Below are 19,529 nucleotides of genomic sequence, written 5' to 3' on the forward strand. Positions count from 1 at the left end.
GAAGTTAAGCTCTTCAGCGCCGATGGTAGTTGGGGGTTTCCCCCTGTGAGAGTAGGACGTCGCTAGGCAACAGAGAGAAGACCAGCCATGATGGCTGGTCTTTTTGTTTTGTGGAATAGGGGCAACCTGCATCGATGGGGGCTTATATGGAAGTGAAGCTGATGTAAACAGTGGATAATGGACATGAAGCAATACAGGGTGCAGTGGAACAAAACAAGGAAAGATGGAACAATCGCAACAACCACATTTTAGGCAATGGAACAAAAAAGTCAAAAAATGAAACAATCTTTTTCAAAAATGAAACAAAAAAATCGAAAAATGGAACAATTATTTCAAAAAATGAAACAATTCCAGGCAGGAGCTTGTTTTGCCTGTCCAATTCATTCTCTGTAGAGAAGGAATGCTTCATAAATAAGCGTTATGTTATTGAAAAATGCTTTACGCAGGGCAGCATAAGATCATTCTCTCCGCAAATCTGTTCAGTTTCCTCATTTTGCTCCCGATGAGGGGAAAAATAATACTGGCAGGTGAGGAAGAAACTGCATGCCTCTTTCATATTTAAAAAACACGATTTATGTTGTATACTAAAGAAGCAGTAAACGACACAGCATACACACACATCCTGCAGTGTTCGTGATTCCGTTATGCTTGAAACCGTATAATAAACTAGGGATTCTTATATGCTTTGCTGATGCCAAGCCTGATACGGTCAGGATCGCAGACAGGCCAAGCTGCGGAAACCCACCTGCGGAGAGCGGGTTATCAAGCATCCTGGAACACGGCATATGGCGGGACGTTTCTTTTTCACATAATGACTCATTTCAATTACATACCGTGATAGGCGGGGAGCTAGCGGTGCCCTGTACTCGCAATCCGCTTCAGCGAGGCCGAATTCCCTTCTGCGGTATGATGGATGTAAGGTTCGCCTGATAGAAGCGGTGTTGACCTTCGGAGTCCTCGCAACGAATGCCCATGAACCTGGTCAGGCCGGGAACGGAGCAGCCATAAGTGGTTTCATTCGTGTGTCGCAGGGTCGCTCTGGACGAGCTGGCTGGATCAGCAGCACTTATGTCGTCATCACAAGGAAGGGTTCACGGTGTTACTTATCAATTTAAATGAATTCTTTGTGAAATTGTCCAGCTACGCCGGTGTGGCGGAATTGGCAGACGCGCACGACTCAAAATCGTGTTCCTACAAGAGTGCCGGTTCGACCCCGGCCACCGGTATTTTTTAAAAAAGCACCTTGCTTCAGGTTCAGCAAGGTGCTTTTTCAATTTGATGAGAAGCTTTTAAAATGTGGAAGTGACAGATCTGGCATCAATAGCTGACTAAGGATGCAAAATTTACAATGCCATGCCCGTTTGTAATGGCTCTTCTTTCGCTGCGTAAGGATAAAGCGCAGTACAAATAATAGTTTGTAAGATTAGTTGAGATAGAGCTGGATGGTACATAAGAAATGGCGCTGTAATACTTCAGCCCTGTGTTGATTGGTCCTGTGCTTCCAACGTAGGCCAGCTTGCCCGGGTGCATGTCAGATACGCCATTCAGCCATTCGTTTTCAATATAGCTGTTCATGACATTGTCTTTGTAAGCTCCATTTTTGTTTGCTGTCCATTGCGTGCCGGAGATGCTGACATCACTTATGGGAAGCGGGTTAAAGGTGTAGACCCCGCTGATTGCAGATTTGCCGGCAGCCCCGCCGTACACCAATACAGAGGGATCATTCAGCCATCTGGCAGCAGCAATGTCCAGATACATCTTGGTGGCCAGCCAGCCTCCCAAGGAATGCCCGGTGAAATACCATTTGTAGCCTTGGTAGTTTGGATACGTTTTATAAATATAATTCAGATACAGCTGTGCCTGGTATTCCTGCCCTGGTGGTGTTGCAGAGACAGCTTTTCCGGCTGTCACATAATCATAAAAATCTTTGCTGCCGGCAAACGTAACAAATAGCTTTCCATTAGCTTCATCCACTACTACAGCTGCACTAAAGCCGGTTTTTTCAAACTTTTTTGTTTTGCCCGGCTGCAAAGCCCCCATCGGATGAAGAAGGTTTCCGCTCCCGTCAATGTAATTGTTAATGTCAATGAAATCAATTATCCTAAGGTTGGGCGTGCCGGAAGAATTTCTTCCGTAAAGAGCAGTCAGCCGGTCCTGCATGGCCGTTTGGCCTTCATACACTTTGTTGGACAGTTCATAGTACAGACTGTTCTTGTTGTCACTGTAAGCTGCATCAGCCGGTGCTGCGAAGTAAGCTGAAAACAGAACAAACACAAGAGCAAATACACTGTACTGCTTGTATAACCGTAGCTTCATAAATCCCCCTCTTTTCTGTTGGCACTATTTACCTGAGTAGGATAACACGCTATGAAGGTCGTTTCAATATATTCCTATATTAGGAGATTTAATTGAAATAACTTGTTTATTATCTATTATTTAATCCATGTAATAAAAGCGGTTTATATAAAAATTAGATACATGTTACTCTTATGCATGCAAGTCAGCTTTCGGACGAGTTGCTGTAAAAGTAACCTTAAATTGGAAATAAAAATAGATTGAATAGTCTGACTAATTATGAGTATAATAGAAAAAAGGACAAGGAGTTGATTTTGTGAAGAAAGATTTGTTGAACACGCCGAAGCAGTCAGAATTAGATGCAATGTACTCTCTATTTGCGCAGTTGGTGTTGGACGAAGCCATTCACAGTTTCCGGAAAAAGCAACTCCAAGAGAAGATTGACCAGTCACTGGCGGCTGGCGACAAGAGCACGTTCCTTCGTCTTTCAAAAGAATATAAGCAGATTTCATAAACCTTCAGGCTCAAAAGGAAGCGGCGCAACCCGCTTCCTTTTTCAGTTTTGTCCACACTCTCCAGCTTTAAGGGAGACGGAAGTATCGGATAAAAAGATTTATTTTAAAAAAGTTAATTTCCCTATTGCATTTCTCTCGAAAAGAAGATAGAATAAGTCTTGTCAGGATAATATCATATGCGGATGTGGCGGAATGGCAGACGCGCTAGCTTCAGGTGCTAGTGGTGGCAACATCGTGGGGGTTCGAGTCCCTTCATCCGCATCATACAGGAAGGCTCTTCTCATATACATATGAGGAGAGCCTTTTTCGTTATCCTTAAGATACATTCTCTGCTTGTCAGTGCAGATGTGATGTGTTAAGATATCGAAAATTACAAGTATGTATACATGCATCCTAATTCCGAATAATAATCTTTATTGAGATATGAATGTTCGATTTTTATTGACAGAGGTAAAAAAATATTGGTAAGATAGCGATGGAGATTAGAAAATAGAAGCGTCCTCATATAATAGCGGAGATATGGTCCGCAAGTTTCTACCTGGTAACCGTAAAGTACCGGACTATGAGGAAAGGGAACTCGGTCTTCTTCTATTCGTATAGAATGAGTCTGCCTGAGTGAAGTCCTTTCCTGCATAGAGGAGAGGACTTTGCTCAGGCTTTTTGATTTTGGACGGGGGGAACGGCAATGAAGGCAACGGTTGGTGTGATCATGGGAAGCACGTCAGATTGGGAAACGATGAAGCACGCATGCGATGTGCTGGAGGAACTGCACATTCCATACGAAAAGAAGGTTGTGTCCGCTCACCGGACACCTGACTATATGTTTACATACGCAGAAACAGCCAGGGAGCGCGGCTTGAAGGTCATTATTGCGGGTGCCGGCGGAGCAGCGCATTTACCTGGAATGGTGGCGGCTAAGACAACACTGCCTGTAATTGGCGTGCCGGTTCAATCCAAAGCCTTGCAAGGATTGGATTCCTTGCTGTCCATCGTGCAAATGCCGGGCGGTGTTCCGGTGGCTACGGTAGCGATCGGCAAAGCGGGAGCGACTAACGCTGCATTACTGGCGGCGGAAATGCTGGGCGCATTTGATGAAGACATTGCCCAGGCGTTGGATGAACGAAGAAAGAGAACGGAGCAGGACGTTCTGGAAAATGGTGACCTGCCATGAAGACAATCTTGCCGGGACAAACCATTGGAATTGTTGGCGGTGGGCAGCTGGGGCGAATGATGGCGCTGGCAGCACGTGAGATGGGATATCGGATTGCGGTGCTGGACCCGACGCCGGATTCTCCATGCGCCCAAGTGGCTGATGTAGAAATCGTGGCTGCCTATAATGACCTGTCCGCAATTCAGCGGCTGGCAGAGGCGAGCGATGTGGTGACATATGAGTTTGAAAATATCGATTATGAATGCCTGACATGGCTGGAGGAGCATGCCTATCTGCCGCAGGGAAGCAGACTGCTTCGAGTCACACAGAATCGTTTTACAGAAAAAAGTGCAGTGGCTGAGCTCGGCATCCCGGTGGCGCCGTATATACTGGTACGGGACGCAGAGGAGTTGGAGCGGGGACTGCAGCAGTTTGGCTACCCATGTGTACTGAAAACAACAACCGGCGGCTATGACGGCAAAGGACAGGTTGTCCTGCGGGCTGATGCAGACATAGCGCAGGCAGAAGCGTTGCTTGCAAACGAATGCATCCTTGAACAATGGATTCCTTTTACAAAAGAAATCTCTGTGATTGTCGTGCGCAGCGTCAGCGGCGAGGTACAGACATTCCCGGTGGCAGAGAATATCCATGTACACAATATTCTGCATGAGACAATCGTGCCGGCCCGCGTTTCAGCTGATCTGGAACGGCAGGCTGTCGAATGTGCCATGAAGCTGGCGCGCGAGCTGGAGCTGGTCGGGACGCTCGCTGTGGAGATGTTCGTGACGGAGCATGGGATTTATGTGAATGAGCTGGCGCCAAGGCCGCATAACTCCGGCCATTATACAATGGATGCCTGCGAGACCAGCCAATTTCAACAGCACATCCGCGCTATGTGCAATTGGCCGCTTGGGCGGACAACTTTGCATAAACCGGTTGTCATGGTGAATATTTTAGGAGAACATATAGAAGGAGTCTTAAATCATGTGCATGACTTTGCGGATTGTAAGCTTCATTTGTACGGAAAGCAGGAAGCGAAGCATAAGCGGAAAATGGGTCATGTGAACATCCTGGCTGCAGATACAGAGCAGGCGCTGGAAAAGGCGCGGCAGCTGGGGATTTGGGACGATGAGAAACTGTTGGAGGTAGTGAAATGATCAGTCGTTACACACGCCCGGAAATGGGCGCCATTTGGACAGAGGAAAATAAGTTCCAGGCTTGGCTCGAGGTGGAGATTCTTGCTTGTGAAGCGTGGGCGGAGCTTGGGGATATTCCAAAGGAAGATGTGAAAAAGCTGCGTGAGAACGCGTCTTTCAATATTAACCGCATTTATGAAATTGAAGAGGAAACACGCCACGATGTGGTTGCTTTTACGAGAGCCGTTTCGGAGACACTGGGCGAAGAGCGGAAATGGGTGCATTACGGCCTGACATCCACAGATGTGGTGGATACAGCTCTGTCTTACCTGCTGAAGCAGGCAAATGAAATCCTGTTGAAGGATATCCAAAACTTCGTAGAGATTTTGAAGGTAAAGGCGCAGGAGCACAAGTATACGGTCATGATGGGCCGCACACACGGCGTCCATGCTGAGCCGACTACCTTCGGCCTGAAAATGGCGCTCTGGTACGAGGAAATGAAGCGCAACCTGGAGCGCTTTGAGCAGGCAGCCGCCGGCGTACAGTTTGGCAAAATCTCCGGTGCGGTTGGTACATATGCAAACATTGATCCATTCGTAGAGCAGTTCGTGTGTGAAAAGCTTGGCCTGCAGGCAGCGCCGATTTCCACACAGACACTGCAGCGCGACCGTCATGCGCATTATGTGGCAGCATTGGCGCTGATTGGCACATCCATTGAAAAAATGGCAGTCGAAATCCGCGGCTTGCAAAAGAGTGAAACGCGCGAGGTGGAAGAGTTCTTTGCAAAAGGGCAAAAGGGTTCGTCTGCGATGCCGCATAAGCGCAATCCAATCGGTTCCGAGAACATGACTGGCTTGGCACGCGTCCTGCGCGGCTACATGATGACAGCTTACGAGAACGTGCCGCTCTGGCATGAGCGTGACATCTCCCACTCCTCCGCAGAGCGTATTATCCTGCCGGATGCGACGATTGCGTTGAACTACATGTTGAACCGCTTCGGTAACATCGTGAAGAACCTGACGGTGTTCCCGGAGAACATGAAGCGCAACATGGAGCGTACATACGGTTTGATTTACTCCCAGCGTGTCATGCTGTCCCTGATCGACAAGGGCATGGTGCGTGAGGAGTCTTACGATATCGTGCAGCCGAAGGCCATGGAAGCATGGGAAACACAGGTGCCGTTCAAGCAGCTGGTGGAGGCGGATGAGCGCATCACCAGCAGACTGTCTCAGGAAGAGATCAACGAATGCTTCAACTATGAGTATCACCTGCAGCACGTGGATACAATCTTTAAGCGTCTCGGCTTGGATTGACAAATGGATAAGGTACAGAATGCCCTTCTGTACCTTTCTTTGTAGGCGGAACATTCCCAATATTGAAAAATTGGAGGCGGCAGTATGCAAAAGCTTGAACAGCTGTATGAAGGAAAAGCAAAGCGCATATATCGGACAGAGCAAGAAGATGTTGTTTGGGTGGAGTATAAGAACAGCGCCACTGCTTTTAACGGCGAGAAGAAAGCGGATATTTCCGGCAAGGGCCGTTTGAATAATGAAATTACAAGCATTCTGTTTCAAAAGCTGCACGAGGCTGGCATTCCAAGTCATTTTATTCAACGGATCTCCGAGACAGAGCAGCTTGTGAAAAAGGTGGCAATTGTCCCGCTTGAGGTCGTGGTGCGGAATGTGGTTGCCGGCAGCTTGTCCAAGCGTCTTGGCATGGATGAGGGCATCCAGCTGCAGGAGCCGATTGTGGAGTTTTACTATAAGGATGATGCCTTGGGCGATCCGCTTGTAACAGAGGACCACATCCGCATTCTGGGGGCAGCCACACCGGATGAGCTGCAGACGCTGCGGAAAATGGCTTTGCAGGTGAATGCTGTGCTGGTGCAATATTTTGCCGGCTGCCAAGTGAGATTAGTAGATTTCAAGCTGGAGTTCGGCAAACTGGAGGACGGCACGCTGCTGTTGGCGGATGAAATCTCGCCGGATACATGCCGTCTGTGGGATTGGGAAAGCAATGAAAAGTTTGACAAAGACGTGTTCCGCCGCGATCTTGGCAATTTGACTGACGCATATGAGGAGATTTTAAAACGATTAGGGGGAATTTCACATGTATAAAGTGAAGGTGTACGTAACGCTACGGGAAAGTGTTCTGGATCCGCAGGGAACGGCAGTGAAGGGGGCCTTGCACAGCTTGAGCTTTCAGGACGTGCAGGATGTCCGCATCGGGAAGTATATGGAGCTGACCATTGCTGATACGGCGGCTGATGTGGATGCTTTGGTGCGTGATATGTGTGAAAAGCTGCTGACGAATGTGGTCATGGAAGACTACCGCTATGAGATTGAGGAGGTTGTCGCCCAGTGAAATTCGCCGTAATCGTTTTTCCGGGATCGAACTGTGATGTGGATATGTACCATGCCATCAAGGATGAGCTGGGAGAGGAAGTAGACTACGTTTGGCATGACACTGAAAATTTGGATCAATATGATGCGGTTTTGCTGCCGGGCGGTTTTTCATATGGTGACTACCTGCGCTGCGGCGCCATTGCCCATTATTCCAAGGTGATGCCGGCCGTGAAGAAGGCGGCCGAAGCGGGCAAGCCTGTGCTTGGTGTATGCAACGGGTTTCAGATTTTAGTAGAATCCGGTCTGCTGCCGGGGGCATTGGTCCGCAATAAGAACCTGAAATTCATGTGCCGCACAGTGGGGCTGCGCGTTGAAAATAACGAAACAGTATTTACATCTCAATATGAAAAGGGCGAAGTCATTCAAATCCCGATTGCCCACGGAGAAGGCTGCTACTACTGCGACGAAGAGACGCTGCAGCAGCTGGAAGCAAACGGACAGATTGCGTTCCGTTATGTGGAGAACCCGAATGGCAGCTTGAACGATATTGCGGGCGTGACAAATGAGCGCGGCAACGTATTGGGCATGATGCCGCATCCAGAGCGGGCTGTGGATGAGCTGCTTGGCGGCGCGGACGGACTGAAGGTATTTCAATCGATTCTAAAGCACTGGAGGGAAACATATGTTGTCACTGCTTGAGCCAACCCCGGAGCTCATTAAAGAGCGAAAAATATATGCGGAAATGGGCGTGTCCGACGAAGAGTTTGCCACAATTGAAAAGCTCTTGGGCCGTCTGCCGAACTACACAGAGATCGGTCTGTTCTCCGTGATGTGGTCCGAGCATTGCAGCTACAAGAATTCCAAGCCGGTGCTGCGCAAGTTCCCGACAACAGGCGAGCGTGTCCTGCAGGGGCCGGGAGAAGGAGCGGGTATCGTCGATATCGGTGACCAGCAGGCTGTTGTATTTAAAATGGAGAGCCACAACCATCCATCTGCGATTGAACCGTACCAGGGTGCGGCGACAGGTGTCGGCGGTATCATCCGTGACGTATTTTCCATGGGTGCGCGCCCGATTGCTCTATTAAACTCGCTTCGTTTCGGCGAGCTGCAAACAGCACGCGGCCGTTATTTGTTTGAAGAGGTGGTTGCCGGCATCGCCGGTTATGGCAACTGCATCGGCATCCCTACAGTGGGCGGCGAGATTCAGTTTGACCCTTGCTATGAAGGCAATCCACTTGTCAACGCGATGTGCGTGGGACTCATTAACCATGAGGATATCAAAAAAGGCCAGGCGCACGGCGCCGGCAACACGGTGATGTATGTGGGAGCGGCAACAGGACGCGACGGCATCCACGGTGCAACATTTGCATCCGAAGAGCTTTCTGAAGAGTCTGAAGCAAAGCGCCCGGCGGTTCAGGTGGGCGACCCGTTCATGGAGAAGCTGCTGCTGGAAGCTTGCCTGGAGCTGGTGAAGTGTGATGCGCTTGTCGGCATTCAGGATATGGGTGCAGCCGGTCTTACCTCTTCCTCTGCCGAAATGGCAAGTAAAGCCGGCATGGGTATTGAGATGAACTTGGATTTTGTACCGCAGCGTGAAACAGGCATGACAGCCTATGAAATGATGTTATCTGAATCCCAGGAGCGCATGCTGATCGTCGTGGAAAAAGGCCGTGAGCAAGAAATCGTGGACCTGTTCAAGAAGTACGATCTGGCAGCTGTAGCCGTGGGAACGGTAACAGATGACAAAATGCTGCGCCTGTTCCATAAGGGTGAGGTGGTAGCTGAGGTTCCTGTTGATGCATTGGCTGAGGATGCGCCTGTGTACCATAAGCCGTCCGAGGAGCCTGCTTATTTTGCGGAGTTCCAAGGCATGACGGTGGAAACACCAGCGGTAGACAGCTACGAAGAAACGCTGCTGGCACTCTTGAAGCAGCCGACCATTGCAAGCAAGGAATGGGTGTATGATCAATACGATTATCAAGTACGCACAAATACAGTGGTAACACCGGGCTCAGATGCAGCCGTTGTACGGGTGCGCGGCACGAAAAAGGCGCTGGCGATGACAACAGACTGCAACTCCCGTTATATCTATCTCGATCCGGAAACAGGCGGTAAGATTGCCGTGGCGGAAGCGGCAAGAAACATTGTATGCTCCGGGGCAGAGCCGCTGGCCATTACAGATTGCCTGAATTTCGGCAATCCGGAAAAGCCGGAGATTTTCTGGCAGATTGAGAAATCCGTGGACGGCATGAGCGAAGCGTGCCGTGTGCTGCAGACACCGGTGATTGGCGGCAACGTCTCCCTGTATAACGAGCGGAGCGGAGACGCGGTGTATCCGACACCGACTGTCGGCATGGTGGGTCTTGTTCACGATCTGAAGCATGTAACCACGCAGGAGTTCAAGCAGGCAGGCGACCTGATTTACTTGCTTGGCGAAACGAGGGCGGAGTTTGGCGGCAGCGAGCTGCAAAAGCTTGTCCATGGGCGCATCTTCGGGCCGGCACCGGCTATCGACTTGGATGAGGAAGCACGCCGGCAGGCACAGCTGCTTCAGGCGATTTACGAAGGGCTTGTCCGATCTGCCCATGATGTGGCGGAAGGCGGCTTAAGCGTGGCGGTCGCCGAAGCGTTGTTTGGTGCGCAGAAGCTGGGTGCAGACATTGCTGTTTCCGGTGAGGCAACAACAGCGCTGTTCGCAGAATCCCAATCCCGCTTCGTTGTATCAGTGAAGCCGGAAAATCAAGCTGCTTTTGAACAGCTTGTAGAAGCAACTCTAATCGGAAATGTCACAAACACAGGACGTTTTGTGGTGCAGCATGAAGGGACTGAGCTGGTGAACCTGCCGGTGGCTGAGCTGAAAACTGCTTGGAAAGGGGCTATTCCATGCTTGCTGAAATCAAAGGGCTGAACGAGGAATGCGGCATCTTTGGCATATGGGGACATGAAAATGCAGCACAAATCACCTATTACGGCTTGCATAGTCTGCAGCACCGCGGCCAAGAGGGAGCGGGGATTGTCGTAAATAATGGCGAGCAGCTGAAAGGCCATAAGGGACTGGGACTTGTGACGGAAGTATTTTCTCATGGCGAGCTGGAGCAGCTGCAAGGGAAAGCTGCGATTGGCCATGTGCGGTATGCAACAGCGGGAGGAGGCGGCTATGAAAATGTGCAGCCGCTTCTCTTCCACTCCCAAACCGGCAGCCTCGCGCTGGCGCATAACGGCAATCTTGTGAATGCCAACCGGCTGCGTCTGGAGCTGGAGCTGCTGGGAAGCATTTTTCAAACCACATCAGATACAGAGGTGCTGGCCCACTTGGTGCGGCGCCATAGCGAGTTTCCATTTCTGGAGCGGGCGAAGGTGGCGCTGAACAAGGTGAAGGGGGCTTACGCGTTCCTGATGATGACCGAAACGCAGCTGCTGGTGGCGCTGGACCCGAATGGCTTCCGTCCGCTGGCGCTCGGCAAGCTGGACGGAGCATATGTCGTGGCATCGGAGACATGTGCGTTCGATGTCGTCGGCGCCCAGTATATCCGGGATGTGGAGCCGGGCGAACTGCTGATTATTTCGGATGAAGGTCTGGAGTCACAGCGCTTCACTGAACAGACAAAGCACGCGATCTGCAGCATGGAGTATGTCTACTTCTCCCGCCCCGACAGCAACATTGACGGCATCAATGTCCATGCGGCGAGAAAGAAGATGGGCAAAATTCTGGCGGACGAAGCGCCTGTGGAAGCAGATGTTGTGACAGGTGTGCCGGATTCCAGTATTTCCGCCGCCATCGGTTTTGCGGAAGCAACAGGCATTCCGTATGAGCTTGGTCTCATTAAAAACCGGTATGTGGGCCGTACATTTATTCAGCCATCCCAGGAACTGCGGGAGCGCGGGGTGAAGATGAAGCTGTCGCCGGTCCGGGCGATTGTGGAAGGCAAGCGTGTGGTCATGATTGATGACTCCATTGTGCGCGGCACAACAAGCCGCCGCATTGTGCAGATGCTGCGGGATGCGGGAGCGCTGGAGGTGCACGTGCGCATCGCGGCGCCGCCGATTGTGAATCCGTGCTACTACGGCATTGATACTTCCACCCGTGAAGAGCTGATTGCGGCCACAAATTCCATTGAAGAAATTCGTCAGCTGATTGGGGCGGATTCCTTGTCCTTTTTAAGTGAGCAGGGGCTGGTGGAGGCAATCGGCCGCAACCATCAAAATGAGTTCCACGGCCAGTGCACGGCCTGCTTCAATGGAAGATATCCGACCATGATTGTAGAAGAAGAGCTGGTGCATCAGCGGAGCTGAGAGAGGGGAGCGGTCAGAATGGCAAATGTATATAAGCAAGCAGGTGTTGATATAGAAGCGGGCTACGAAGCTGTATCCCGCATGAAAAAGCATGTGGCCCGGACGGTCCGCCCGGAGGTCATGGGCGGCCTCGGCAGCTTTGGCGGCATGTTCGACCTGTCCAAGACAGGCGTGGCGGAGCCGGTGCTTGTGTCCGGTACAGACGGCGTCGGCACAAAGCTGATGCTGGCCTTTATGATGGACCGCCATGACACCATCGGCATTGATGCCGTGGCGATGTGCGTGAATGATATCGCGGTGCAAGGCGCGGAGCCGTTGTTCTTTCTGGATTATATCGCGTGCGGCAAAGCGGAGCCGGCAAAAATAGAAGCGATTGTCAAGGGCATTGCCGATGGCTGCGAGCAGGCCGGCTGCGCGCTGATCGGCGGGGAAACAGCGGAAATGCCGGGCATGTACAGTGCGGAGGAATATGACCTGGCCGGCTTTACGGTCGGTGTGGCGGATAAAAAGAAGCTTGTAACCGGCGCGTCCATTCAGCCGGGCGACGTGCTGATCGGTCTGTCATCAAGCGGTCTTCACAGCAACGGCTACTCCCTGGTGCGCAAGGTGCTGCTGGAGGACGGCGGTCTGTCTTTGGACCAAACCTACGGCGCCTTGCAGACGACGCTTGGCGAGGAGCTGCTGAAGCCGACTAAAATCTATGTGAAGCCGGTGCTGAAGGCATTGAAGCAATTTGATGTAAAAGGCATGTCCCACATTACCGGCGGCGGTTTTATTGAAAATATTCCGCGTATGCTCCCAGAGGGCATCGGTGCTGAAATTGATTACGGCTCCTGGCCGATTCCGCCGATTTTCGACCTGCTGGAGGAAACGGGCAAGCTGGACCGCGCGGAGATGTTCAATGTTTTCAACATGGGCATTGGCCTCGTTCTGGCTGTAGATGAGCGGGAGCTTGTGGATGTCATCGAATGCCTTGAAGCAGAAGGGGAAAAGGCATATATCATCGGCCGTACAATCCGCGGCGAAGGCGTCTCCTTTGGGGGCGGCGCACTATGAGCCGGATTGCTGTATTTGCTTCCGGCGCAGGCTCCAATTTTCAGGCGATTGTCGATGCGGTGGAGAGCGGCACATTGGCTGCCGAGCTCTGCCTGCTCGTGTGCGACCAGCCGGGCGCAAAGGTCATTGAGCGCGCGCTGGCGCATGACATTCCTGTGTTTATTTTTTCCACCAAGGACTACCCGTCCAAGCAGGCATTTGAGGAAGAAATTCTGCGCCGCTTGCAGGAGCAGCAGGTGGAGTGGGTGTTTTTGGCCGGCTATATGCGCCTCATCGGCGAGACGCTGCTGGCTGCTTACAGCGGCCGCATCGTGAATCTGCACCCGTCTCTTTTGCCGAGCTTCCCGGGCAAGGATGCAATCGGGCAGGCTTTGGCTTTTGGCGTTAAGGTGACCGGTGTGACGGTCCACTACGTGGACGAAGGGATGGACACCGGAGCGATTATTGCACAGGAAGCGGTTGCGGTATGGGATAACGATTCCCGTGAGAGTTTGCAAAAGCGGATTCAGGCAGTAGAATATAGCTTGTATGTTCGAACTATCCAAAAATTATTGCAAATAGGGGCGAGAGTATAATGGCAGCAAAGCGTGCGCTTGTCAGCGTGTCTAACAAAGAAGGCATTGTGGAGTTTGTAAAAGGCTTAATCGAGCAAGGAGTAGAAGTCATTTCCACAGGCGGTACAAAAAAGCTACTGCAGGAAAATGGCCTGCAGGTCATTGGCATTTCTGAAGTGACTGGCTTTCCGGAGATTATGGATGGCCGTGTCAAAACACTGCATCCAAGCATCCACGGCGGCCTGCTGGCGGTGCGCGACAATGAAACACATATGGCACAAGCTGAAGAGCTTGGCATTCAGCCAATTGATTTTGTTGTGGTGAACCTGTATCCGTTCAAGGAAACGGTCTCCAAGCCGGATGTGACCTTCGCGGATGCGATTGAAAATATCGATATCGGCGGGCCGACCATGATTCGTTCTGCGGCAAAAAATCATGCATACGTAACAGTTGTGGTAGATCCTGCTGACTACGGCACCGTGCTGGCAGAGCTGCAGGAAAGCGGGGACGTATCACAGGAGCAAAAGCGCAGGCTGGCGGCAAAGGTATTCCGTCACACGGCAGCCTACGATGCACTGATCTCTGAGTACCTGACAAAGCAGGTGGGCGAGGAAAGCCCGGAAACCGTGACAGTTACATTCGAAAAGAAGCAGGATTTGCGCTACGGGGAAAACCCGCACCAAAAGGCAAGCTTCTACAAGAGCCCGTTCGCGGCAGCTTCTTCTATCGCATATGCACAGCAGCTGCACGGCAAAGAGCTCTCCTACAATAACATCAATGATGCAGATGCCGCTCTTGGTATCGTGAAGGAGTTCACAGAGCCTGCGGTTGTCGCAGTCAAGCATATGAATCCGTGCGGCGTGGGTGTGGGCGAAACGATCGGCGAAGCCTATGCGCGTGCATATGCAGCAGATCCGGTATCCATTTTCGGCGGCATTGTTGCGGCCAACCGCGAAATTGACAAGGCAACTGCGGAAAAGCTGCATGAGGTGTTCCTGGAAATCGTCATTGCTCCTTCCTTCACAGCGGAAGCACTGGAGGTGCTGCAAAGCAAGAAGAACCTGCGTCTGTTGACGGTGGACATTGAGAAAGCGGCGGCAGCCAGCAAGAAGCTGACATCTGTGCAGGGCGGTTTGCTTGTACAGGAGGAGGATGTGCTGTCTCTTGAGGATGCGAACGTGACCATCCCGACGAAGCGCCAGCCGACAGAGCAAGAGTGGGAAGACCTGAAGCTTGCCTGGAAGGTTGTGAAGCATGTGAAGTCCAACGCGATTGTATTGGCGAAGGACAACATGACAGTCGGCGTGGGGGCCGGACAGATGAACCGTGTTGGCGCGGCGAACATTGCCATTGCCCAAGCAGGCGAAAAAGCACAGGGTGCTGCGCTTGGCTCCGATGCGTTCTTCCCAATGGATGATACCGTAGAAGCAGCTGCAAAGGCCGGCGTAACAGCCATTATCCAGCCGGGCGGTTCCATCCGTGATGAGGATTCCATCAAGAAGGCTGACGAGTATGGCATCACAATGGTGTTCACTGGCGTACGCCACTTCAAACATTGATGGGAGGAACGACCATGAACGTATTAGTCATTGGCCGCGGCGGCCGTGAGCATGCCCTGGCCTGGAAGCTGGCGCAGTCTCCGCAGGTGGAGACGGTGTTTGCGGCACCGGGCAATGCCGGCATGAAGGATGTGGCGGAGCTGGTTGCCCTTGAGGAAACAGATTTCGCTGCCCTTATTGCTTTTGCGAAGGAAAACAATGTTGGCCTCACTGTGGTTGGCCCCGAGGTGCCGCTGACTGGCGGCGCTGTGGATGCGTTTGAAGCAGAAGGACTTCGTGTGTTCGGCCCGCGTGCGGAAGCAGCTGTCATTGAGGGCAGCAAAGCCTTCACGAAGGACCTGATGCAGAAATATAACATCCCGACAGCTGCCTACGGGACGTTTACCGACTATGAAGCAGCGGTCGCTTACATCCAACAGGCGGGCGCGCCGATTGTCATCAAGGCGGACGGCTTGGCGGCAGGCAAAGGCGTAACGGTAGCGATGACATTGGATGAGGCACTCGAGGCTGTAAAGGAAATGATGGTGGACGCCAAGTTTGGCGCGGCCAGCCAAAAGGTTGTCATTGAAGAATTCTTGGACGGCCAGGAATTTTCCCTGATGGCATTCGTGAACGGCACCAATGTGTATCCGATGGTGATTTCACAGGATCATAAGCGTGCATTCGATGGCGACCAAGGCCCGAATACAGGCGGTATGGGCGCGTACTCCCCGGTTCCGCAAATTCCGGAGAGTGCGGTGCAGACAGCGGTGGAGACGATTCTTCATCCGACTGCCCAAGCCATGATTGCGGAAGGCCGCACATTTACGGGAATTCTGTACGCCGGCTTAATTTTAACGGAACAGGGCCCAAAGGTCATTGAATTCAACGCCCGCTTCGGCGATCCGGAAACAGAGGTGGTCCTGCCGCGCCTGGAGAATGACCTTGTGCAGGTCATGCTGGATGTGCTGGACGGACATGATCCGCAGCTTCAGTGGTCAGAGGACGCAGTGGTCGGTATTGTATTTGCGGCGAAGGGCTATCCGGACAGCTATGAAAAGGGCTATGCGATTACAGGGCTGGATGCGGTATCTGAGAACGCGCTTGTCTTCCATGCAGGTACGGCGCTGCAGGGCGACACCTTCGTGACCAACGGCGGCCGCGTTTTGTTTGTGGCCAGCAAGGGTGCAAGCATCGCGGAAGCACAGGCCAACGCGTACAGAGAAGCAGCCCGCATCCATAGTGACGGTCTGTTTTATCGATCTGATATTGGCCACAAGGCAATTGTTGCGCCGGTGCAAGCATAATGGAGAGAGACTTCCTGCGGGGAGTCTTTTTTCTATTTGCTCAGCATGCTTCCTTGGTTCAGCATGAAAAAAGAAATACGGAATGAACCTTTGAGATTTGTTATAATGAGGAAAAAAAGGGGGATTTTATGTGGATTCCATTTTATATGAGACAGACAGGTTAAGATTAAGGCCGTTGTCGTACGGCGATGCGGAGCTTATAGAGATGTATGCCGGCGATTATGAGGTGGCCAAAACTACCTTAAATATCCCTTATCCTTATCCGAAAGGGAGCGCACTGGATTTCATCAAAGCAACAGTGGAATCCGATAAGAAAGGGAACAGCTTCTCTTTGGCCATCACGTTACAAAACGATCCGGCCATAATCGGGCTTATGGGCCTGTCCATCAGCCAAAAGCACAAAAGGGCAGAGCTTTCCTATTGGATTGGAAAGCCTTATTGGGGAATGGGCTACGGAACAGAAGCAGCCAAAATGGTGATGAAAATTGGCTTTGAGCAATTGGACTTGCATAAAATCTTTGCTGCCGCTTTTACAGACAACCCGGCCTCATGGAGAATCATGGAGAAGGTTGGAATGAGGGAAGAGGGTGTATTCCGGCAGCATGTTTTGAAGTGGGATACCTTTAAGGACCTTTCTTTTTACTCCATTTTAAAGAGTGAATATGGTGAGATTCACCAATAAGTTGCATTACATAGCTGGTGCCGGGAACTTCTGATGGAGGAGGTTCCTTTTTTTGTTGGAAAAGGAACGTGCGTTCTGTATAATAAAGGGAGATCCTGCCCAAGTTCGGACAGGATCTCTATGGTAAGCATCATGTGTTTGGAGAGAAAAAGCGTATGCAGGCATCTCAGACTGATTCCACTTCCGAATTCATTACAAGTTCGTACCCAGAACCTTTGCTAAATCTGCCTCCAGCTTTGCGTCAGAAGCATCGTAGTCCTTGCCTCCCTGATGAGAGGATTCATCCGGTTTGCTGTTGGACTTTTGGGCTTCTTGATGATTAGATTGTCCCTTTTTCGTGGAGCCCATGAGAGGTAAATTCATGTATTTCCCGAATTTCAGGGCTTCTGTAACTGGGCAGAAGCGGACAATCCCCTCGGCCACCTTCATCGCGCCCAATATAACAGACACCTTGGACATCACGCACCAAGGCTTGCGGACCAGCTTGGCAGAGGAAAAGCTGATCATGGTCAAGCCGACTGTGATGCGGATTAACGCATTTACAATTCCGATGTTTTGTTTGAATCTGAATGGAAACAAGAGAAGCAACCCCCTTCTGATGTGCTTTCCGGCAGCATGCACTGCCTCAGCCATTAGTGTTCCTCGCCAGACCCCCAAGATGCAAGCCAACATTTAGGACACAATAGGAGTATGTTGTACGACCATGCTTTTCTTTTGTTATAATGGAAGAATGCATGAGAAGGAAAGAGGTGTTTTCGTGTACGATATTACACAATGGAAACATGTGTTCAAGCTGGATCCGAATAAGGAAATCAGCGATTCCGATTTGGAATCGATTTGTGAATCAGGAACGGATGCGGTGATTGTCGGCGGCAGCGATGGTGTGACGCTCGATAATGTGCTGCAGCTGTTGATGGATATACGCCGTTATAATGTGCCGTGCGTGCTGGAGGTATCCTCCTTGGAATCCGTGACGCCGGGCTTTGATTTTTACTACATACCGTCTGTGCTGAACAGCCGGAATCCGGAATGGGTTACGGGCCTGCATCATCAGGCGCTGAAGGAATACGGCGACATTATGAACTGGGATGAAATTTTTATGGAAGGCTACTGCGTGCTGAATCCGGAAGCAAAGGTTGCCGAATTGGCAGAGGCCAATTGCGACCTGGATGAGGAGGATGTTGTGGCGTATGCCCGCCTGGCGGACAGGCTGCTGAAGCTCCCGATTTTTTATCTCGAATACAGCGGCACCTACGGCGATCCGCAGCTGGTGAAGCGGGTGAAGGGTGAGCTGACACATGCGAAGCTGTATTATGGCGGCGGCATTATGGCGGCAGCGCAGGCCAAGGAAATGGCACAGTTTGCCGATACGGTTGTAGTCGGCAACTTGATTTATACAAACGTGCGCGAGGCATTGCGCACCGTACAAGCTGTAAAAGGGGAGGAGTAAGCATGAATGCAGCAGAACAATTGCTGGTCGGGCTGAACCCGGAGCAGCAAAGAGCCGTGAAGGCGACAGACGGGCCGCTTCTGATTATGGCCGGGGCCGGCAGCGGCAAGACCCGCGTGCTGACACACCGGATTGCCTATCTCATGGCAGAGAAGGAAGTGGCGCCATGGACCATTTTGGCAATTACATTTACGAATAAGGCAGCCCGCGAGATGCGGGAGCGGATTGACCGGCTGGTCGGCCCGGAGGCGAACGATATTTGGATTTCCACGTTCCACTCCATGTGCGTGCGTATTTTGCGCCGCGACATTGACCGCATGGGCATCAACCGCAACTTCAGTATTCTGGACGACAGCGACCAGCTGACCGTTATTAAAAATATCCTGAAGGAGCGCAACGTCGACACGAAAAAATTCGATCCGCGCGCGCTTCTTGGCACCATCAGCAGCGCCAAGAACGAGCTGGTGACACCGGAGGAATTCCGCAAGCAGACCGCTGCGGGCGATCCGTATATGTCCCTGGCAGTGGATGTGTATGAGGATTACCAGAAGCGCCTGCTGAAGAACCACAGCCTGGATTTTGATGATTTGATCATGACCACGATCCGCCTGTTTGAGCGTGTGCCGGAAGTGCTGGAGTTCTATCAGCGGAAATTCCAGTATATACACGTGGATGAGTATCAGGACAGTGCGACACGTTCCTAACTGAAAAGGTTAGGCACTGACAAAATTGTCAGGAGAACTAAGCTTCCAATGAGTCGAATGAGGGAGTAACGCCCCGAAAGGCTCGCCTAATACTCCGAATAGCGTCCGGCATAGCAAGGTGCCGGGGGTTATAAGCTCGGTGAAGACGGCTGAAGGCCATCCTAACGTAAAGTCGAGGAAAGCGCCCTGGAGGCAGGGTGTGTGGCTGATAGGCCGGGGTCTATAAGATGCCTATGGCGAGGAAATGGATCATACAACGATTCATGGACAAAGTTCCGGATGTACGGCTCTAGAGGTATAGCTATTCGAAAGGATAGTCCTCCATTGTGAGGGTTAGTGAGGCAGAGTAAGATTTGTCTTTATGAAATGCCTTATGGTGTTACAGGCACCATCCAGCTAACAGGGCTAGAGGAACCGCCTAAGGGTATGTATGAACAGATAGGAGGCTTGGAACGTGGTAAGCCGGCAGCGTGGAGGACTTGCATCCGACGAAGCGTTGAGGAG

At 51.5% G+C, this 19,529-nt stretch carries 17 protein-coding genes, 2 tRNA genes, 1 rRNA gene, 2 other RNA genes, 1 pseudogene and 1 riboswitch; of the genes and pseudogenes, 21 read left to right on the forward strand and 2 right to left on the reverse strand.

The genetic code is table 11. The features are described from left to right. The 4 genes from rrf to NK662_RS14945 all read left to right on the forward strand — a co-directional run. Positions 1-68 (forward strand): 5S ribosomal RNA (rrf, locus tag NK662_RS24345); the annotation flags it as partial. 548 nt (positions 69-616) lie between these two features. Continuing rightward, a non-coding RNA gene (gene ssrS / locus NK662_RS14935) (6S RNA) lies at positions 617-799 on the forward strand. Between the two features lie 33 nt (positions 800-832). After that, positions 833-1,097, forward strand: an RNA gene (ffs, locus tag NK662_RS14940) — signal recognition particle sRNA large type. A 47-nt stretch (positions 1,098-1,144) separates the two neighbouring features. Continuing rightward, positions 1,145-1,226 (forward strand) — tRNA-Leu (locus NK662_RS14945). A 91-nt stretch (positions 1,227-1,317) separates the two neighbouring features. Here the strand turns inward: NK662_RS14945 and NK662_RS14950 are convergent. Further along, a complete protein-coding gene (locus NK662_RS14950) occupies positions 1,318-2,316 on the reverse strand; it encodes a lipase family protein (protein ID WP_254759747.1) in 999 nt (332 codons plus the stop codon). A 295-nt stretch (positions 2,317-2,611) separates the two neighbouring features. Between NK662_RS14950 and NK662_RS14955 the strand changes: the two genes are divergently transcribed. The 15 genes from NK662_RS14955 to NK662_RS15025 all read left to right on the forward strand — a co-directional run bounded on the left by NK662_RS14955 (position 2,612) and on the right by NK662_RS15025 (position 16,871). Beyond that, positions 2,612-2,809 (forward strand): IDEAL domain-containing protein, encoded by a 198-nt coding sequence (locus tag NK662_RS14955; RefSeq protein WP_254759748.1) that lies wholly within the window; start codon positions 2,612-2,614, stop codon positions 2,807-2,809. 179 nt (positions 2,810-2,988) lie between these two features. Beyond that, positions 2,989-3,071, forward strand: a tRNA-Leu gene (locus NK662_RS14960). Positions 3,072-3,291: 220 nt separating this feature from the next. Continuing rightward, positions 3,292-3,393: riboswitch (purine riboswitch) on the forward strand. A gap of 102 nt (positions 3,394-3,495) precedes the next feature. Next, on the forward strand, positions 3,496-3,981 hold the full coding sequence (purE, locus tag NK662_RS14965) for a 5-(carboxyamino)imidazole ribonucleotide mutase (RefSeq protein ID WP_254759749.1): 486 nt from the start codon (positions 3,496-3,498) through the stop codon (positions 3,979-3,981). Then, complete coding sequence (gene purK / locus NK662_RS14970; protein ID WP_254759750.1) at positions 3,978-5,117, forward strand: 5-(carboxyamino)imidazole ribonucleotide synthase; 1,140 nt, start codon at positions 3,978-3,980, stop codon at positions 5,115-5,117. Before purE ends, purK begins: the two co-directional genes overlap by 4 nt. Beyond that, entirely contained in the window at positions 5,114-6,409 is a 1,296-nt protein-coding gene (gene purB / locus NK662_RS14975; RefSeq protein ID WP_254759751.1) for an adenylosuccinate lyase, read from the forward strand. Before purK ends, purB begins: the two co-directional genes overlap by 4 nt. 84 nt (positions 6,410-6,493) lie before the next feature. Next, on the forward strand, positions 6,494-7,213 hold the full coding sequence (purC, locus tag NK662_RS14980; RefSeq protein ID WP_254759752.1) for a phosphoribosylaminoimidazolesuccinocarboxamide synthase: 720 nt from the start codon (positions 6,494-6,496) through the stop codon (positions 7,211-7,213). After that, positions 7,206-7,460 (forward strand): phosphoribosylformylglycinamidine synthase subunit PurS, encoded by a 255-nt coding sequence (purS, locus tag NK662_RS14985; RefSeq protein WP_254759753.1) that lies wholly within the window; start codon positions 7,206-7,208, stop codon positions 7,458-7,460. The genes purC and purS overlap by 8 nt, the downstream gene beginning before the upstream one ends. Continuing rightward, positions 7,457-8,140, forward strand: coding sequence for a phosphoribosylformylglycinamidine synthase subunit PurQ (purQ, locus tag NK662_RS14990; RefSeq protein WP_254759754.1), 684 nt, complete (start codon positions 7,457-7,459; stop codon positions 8,138-8,140). Before purS ends, purQ begins: the two co-directional genes overlap by 4 nt. Continuing rightward, positions 8,124-10,349, forward strand: coding sequence for a phosphoribosylformylglycinamidine synthase subunit PurL (gene purL, locus NK662_RS14995; protein ID WP_254759755.1), 2,226 nt, complete (start codon positions 8,124-8,126; stop codon positions 10,347-10,349). The genes purQ and purL overlap by 17 nt, the downstream gene beginning before the upstream one ends. Continuing rightward, a complete protein-coding gene (gene purF, locus NK662_RS15000; RefSeq protein WP_254759756.1) occupies positions 10,325-11,734 on the forward strand; it encodes an amidophosphoribosyltransferase in 1,410 nt (469 codons plus the stop codon). The genes purL and purF overlap by 25 nt, the downstream gene beginning before the upstream one ends. Before the next feature lie 18 nt (positions 11,735-11,752). Beyond that, entirely contained in the window at positions 11,753-12,790 is a 1,038-nt protein-coding gene (gene purM, locus NK662_RS15005) for a phosphoribosylformylglycinamidine cyclo-ligase (RefSeq protein WP_254759757.1), read from the forward strand. After that, complete coding sequence (gene purN / locus NK662_RS15010; RefSeq protein WP_254759758.1) at positions 12,787-13,365, forward strand: phosphoribosylglycinamide formyltransferase; 579 nt, start codon at positions 12,787-12,789, stop codon at positions 13,363-13,365. The genes purM and purN overlap by 4 nt, the downstream gene beginning before the upstream one ends. Then, complete coding sequence (gene purH, locus NK662_RS15015; RefSeq protein ID WP_254759759.1) at positions 13,365-14,903, forward strand: bifunctional phosphoribosylaminoimidazolecarboxamide formyltransferase/IMP cyclohydrolase; 1,539 nt, start codon at positions 13,365-13,367, stop codon at positions 14,901-14,903. The genes purN and purH overlap by 1 nt, the downstream gene beginning before the upstream one ends. Before the next feature lie 14 nt (positions 14,904-14,917). After that, on the forward strand, positions 14,918-16,189 hold the full coding sequence (purD, locus tag NK662_RS15020; RefSeq protein ID WP_254759760.1) for a phosphoribosylamine--glycine ligase: 1,272 nt from the start codon (positions 14,918-14,920) through the stop codon (positions 16,187-16,189). Between the two features lie 130 nt (positions 16,190-16,319). After that, on the forward strand, positions 16,320-16,871 hold the full coding sequence (locus tag NK662_RS15025) for a GNAT family N-acetyltransferase (protein WP_254759761.1): 552 nt from the start codon (positions 16,320-16,322) through the stop codon (positions 16,869-16,871). Positions 16,872-17,063: 192 nt separating this feature from the next. Here NK662_RS15025 and NK662_RS15030 read toward each other — a convergent pair whose 3' ends face one another. After that, positions 17,064-17,450, reverse strand: a complete 387-nt coding sequence (locus tag NK662_RS15030) for a YgaP family membrane protein (protein ID WP_279664749.1) — start codon at positions 17,448-17,450, stop codon at positions 17,064-17,066. A 178-nt stretch (positions 17,451-17,628) separates the two neighbouring features. On the opposite strand from NK662_RS15030, the gene pcrB reads away from it, so the two are divergent. Then, on the forward strand, positions 17,629-18,321 hold the full coding sequence (pcrB, locus tag NK662_RS15035; protein ID WP_254759762.1) for a heptaprenylglyceryl phosphate synthase: 693 nt from the start codon (positions 17,629-17,631) through the stop codon (positions 18,319-18,321). A gap of 2 nt (positions 18,322-18,323) precedes the next feature. Beyond that, positions 18,324-19,010, forward strand: a pseudogene (locus NK662_RS15040) (UvrD-helicase domain-containing protein); the annotation flags it as partial. Positions 19,011-19,529 lie beyond the last annotated feature (519 nt).

This window comes from Ectobacillus ponti, assembly GCF_024294785.1.
Lineage (GTDB): Bacteria > Bacillota > Bacilli > Bacillales > Bacillaceae_G > Ectobacillus > Ectobacillus ponti.